Below are 1,091 nucleotides of genomic sequence, written 5' to 3'. Positions count from 1 at the left end.
CGCCGACCGGGCGCCCGCGGCGAGCGCGTTGAGCGGCCGCCCCTCCGGCTGGTCCACGCCCGCCCACAGGACCTTGGCCCGCTCGACCGACGGGAAGGCCCCGGCCCCCGCCAGGCGCACGCGGAACGGCTCGTGCTTGCGGGCGACAGCCTCCAGCCGCTCGGTCAGCTCGTCGAGGCGCCAGTCGTCGACATCGGGACAGAACGTCAGCGTGAGGTGCCACTGCGAGTGGCTCGTCCACGCCAATCCGGGCCGCGGCTCGAGGAACCTCTCGAGCTGGCCACGAACCTCCTCCGGCGGCATGACCGCCACGAACATCCGGTGACCCATCACCCCACAGTGGACCAGCCGCCCGCGAGCCACAACCCCAGCGCCGCGGCGGCGACCACGGAGAGCATCGTGCCGACCCCGTAGACCACCGCGGTGCCGAACCGCCGCTCGCGGACCAGGCGGACGGTGTCGTAACTGGCGGTGGAGAACGTCGTGTATCCGCCGAGCACCCCGGTGCCGAGGAGGACCAACGGGAGGGAGCCGTCGACGAGCAGGCCCGTGAGCAGCCCTAGCGCGAGCGACCCGGACACGTTGACCAGGAACGTCCCCAGCGGGAACCGACCCCGCCAGCGGGCGGCCACCACGCGGTCGAGCGCGTACCTCGCCGCGGCGCCCACCCCGCCGCCGAGCGCGACCCACAACATCGTCACGACGGCGTCCCCCGGCGCGCCACCGCGGCCAGCACCATCCCGAGCGTGGTGGCGACAGCGCCCAGCACGAGCGTCACCACGCAGTAGGCCAGCGCCGCCGGCCCGTCGCCGGCGCGGGTCAGCGTCGCGGCCTGCAGCGCGATGAGGGAGTACGTGGTGAACCCGCCGCAGACGCCGGTGCCGAGGAGCAGTCGCGCGCGTTGTCGTCGTCGTCCCTCATCGTGGTTCCGGCCGCCCCCGTCCTCACCGCCCTCCAGGGCGGTGAGCAGCGCGCCCAACAGGAACGCACCGAGGACGTTGATGGTGAGGGTCGCGGCGAGCGTCGGCGCGATCGCCTCCGTCACGGCGACGCGCGCGGACGTCCCGATCGCGCCGCCGAGCGCGACCCAC

At 74.4% G+C, this 1,091-nt stretch carries 3 protein-coding genes; all 3 read right to left on the bottom strand.

Annotated elements, in window-relative coordinates:
• The coding region (thpR, locus tag HMPREF3086_RS09490) for an RNA 2',3'-cyclic phosphodiesterase (RefSeq protein ID WP_070721554.1) at nt 1-330 on the bottom strand (330 nt) is incomplete at its 3' end.
• Complete coding sequence (gene crcB, locus HMPREF3086_RS09485) at nt 330-695, bottom strand: fluoride efflux transporter CrcB (protein ID WP_070721556.1); 366 nt, start codon at nt 693-695, stop codon at nt 330-332. The genes crcB and thpR, both read right to left, overlap by 1 nt.
• A 2-nt stretch (nt 696-697) precedes the next feature.
• Nucleotides 698-1,091: fluoride efflux transporter FluC (locus tag HMPREF3086_RS09480; RefSeq protein ID WP_070721552.1), on the bottom strand; the 394-nt coding region annotated here is incomplete at its 5' end.

The sequence above is a fragment of the Dietzia sp. HMSC21D01 genome (assembly GCF_001815995.1).
In the GTDB taxonomy this organism is placed as follows: domain Bacteria; phylum Actinomycetota; class Actinomycetes; order Mycobacteriales; family Mycobacteriaceae; genus Dietzia; species Dietzia cinnamea.
The sequence above is the reverse complement of the archived record's forward strand: the minus strand, read 5'-3'. Positions and strand labels throughout refer to the sequence as shown.

Excerpts from the sequence above, each read along its gene's own strand:
- crcB (WP_070721556.1), bottom strand. The coding sequence starts at position 695 with ATGTTGTGGGTCGCGCTCGGCGGCGGGGTGGGCGCCGCGGCGAGGTAC.